Below are 1652 nucleotides of genomic sequence, written 5' to 3'. Positions count from 1 at the left end.
CGGCCGCGGTGGCCGGGAGGGGCGGCGCTCCGGCTCGGGGAGGCCGCCCCCCTGGGCGGGTGCTATCCGGCGTACTCCTCGGCGATGCGGACCAGGGTGCGGGTGCCCGCGCCGGTGCCGCCCTTCGGGGTGTAGCCGTGCGGTCCGCCCTGGTTGAAGGACGGACCGGCGATGTCGAGGTGCGCCCACGTGACGCCCTCCTCGATGAACTCCTTGAGGAAGACGCCCGCGGAGAGCATGCCGCCCCAGCGCTCGCCCGCCACGTTGGCGATGTCGGCGACCGCGGAGTCCAGGCCCGCGCGCAGCTCCTCGGGCAGGGGCATCGGCCAGGAGGCCTCGCCCGCCTCGGCGGCCGCGGCGACGATCCGGTCGCGCGCCTCGTCGTCGTTGGACATGACCGCGAACACCCGGGTGCCGAGCGCGACCAGCTGGGCGCCGGTCAGGGTGGCGATGTCCACGACCAGGTCGGGCGCGTCCTCCTGCGCCCGCACGAGGGCGTCGGCCATGACCAGGCGGCCCTCGGCGTCGGTGTTGAGCACCTCGACGGTCTTGCCGCCGTAGATGGTCAGCACGTCGGAGGGGCGCTGGGCGGTGCCGCTGGGCATGTTCTCGGCCACGGCCAGGTAGCCGACGGCGTTGACGCGCAGGTTCAGGGCGGCGATGGCGCGCATGGCGGCCAGCACGGAGGCGGCGCCCGCCATGTCGGACTTCATCCAGTCCATCGAGCCCGCGGGCTTGAGGGACAGGCCGCCGGAGTCGAACGTGATGCCCTTGCCGACGAAGGCGACGGTCTTGGTGGCCTCGGGGTGGCTGTGGGCCAGGCGGACCAGGCGGGGCGGGTTGGCCGAGCCCTGGCCGACGCCGATCAGACCGCCGTACCCGCCCTCGGACAGGGCGGCCTCGTCCAGGACCTCGACGCGCAGGCCGGACTGCTGGGCGATCTCCTGGGCGGTGGTGGCCAGGTCCTCGGGCGCCAGGTCGGCCGGTGCGGTGTTGACCAGGTCGCGGGTGAGGTTGACGGCCTCGGCCAGGACGGCGGCGCGCTCGGCGGCCTCCCGGGCGTCCCCGGCGGAGCTGGCCAGGACCAGCTCGGCGGCGCGCTTGTCCTTGGCGGCGGTGCGGTACCGGTCGAAGCCGTAGGCGCCCAGGCGGGCTCCGAGGGCGACGGCGCCGGCCTCGGCGGCGGTCCCGGCGGGCAGGGCCAGGACGACGCGGCCCGCGCCCTCGGGGCGCGAGGTCAGCGAGCGCAGCGCGACGCCGGCGGCGCGGGACAGGATGTCGGGGTCGACGGGGCCCTCGGCGGGCGCCGGGCCGAGACCGACCGCGACGACGACCGGGGCCTTGACGGCTCCGAGGGAGGCAAGGGTGTGCACCTCCTCGGGGGCGCCGCTCGCTCCCAGGAGCGACAGGGTCTGGGCGAGGCCGCCGGAGAAGGCGGCATCGACGTCATGAGCGCCCGACGCGGGCTCCGGAGCGTCGCCTCCGGAGTGGTAACCGACGACAACCGCGTCGGCGTCGAGCGAACTGGGGGACTCCGTATTTACTGACAACGACGTGCTCACGTCCCCGATGCTAGTCGCCCCGCGCGCCCGGCGGGGACGCGGCGCCCCGGGTCCGCGGGGGCCCTGACGCGGCGCTGCGGGGGGTCGCGG

General features: G+C 76.0%; 1 protein-coding gene. It reads right to left on the bottom strand.

Annotated elements, in window-relative coordinates:
* Window positions 1-62: 62 nt before the first annotated feature.
* Entirely contained in the window at window positions 63-1562 is a 1500-nt protein-coding gene (locus tag DQW06_RS25990; protein ID WP_071621634.1) for a leucyl aminopeptidase, read from the bottom strand.
* Window positions 1563-1652: the final 90 nt, after the last annotated feature.

Origin of the sequence: Nocardiopsis sp. TNDT3 (assembly GCF_003427465.1) — a bacterium.
GTDB lineage: Bacteria > Actinomycetota > Actinomycetes > Streptosporangiales > Streptosporangiaceae > Nocardiopsis > Nocardiopsis dassonvillei.
This window is presented reverse-complemented; position numbering and strand designations above follow the sequence as displayed.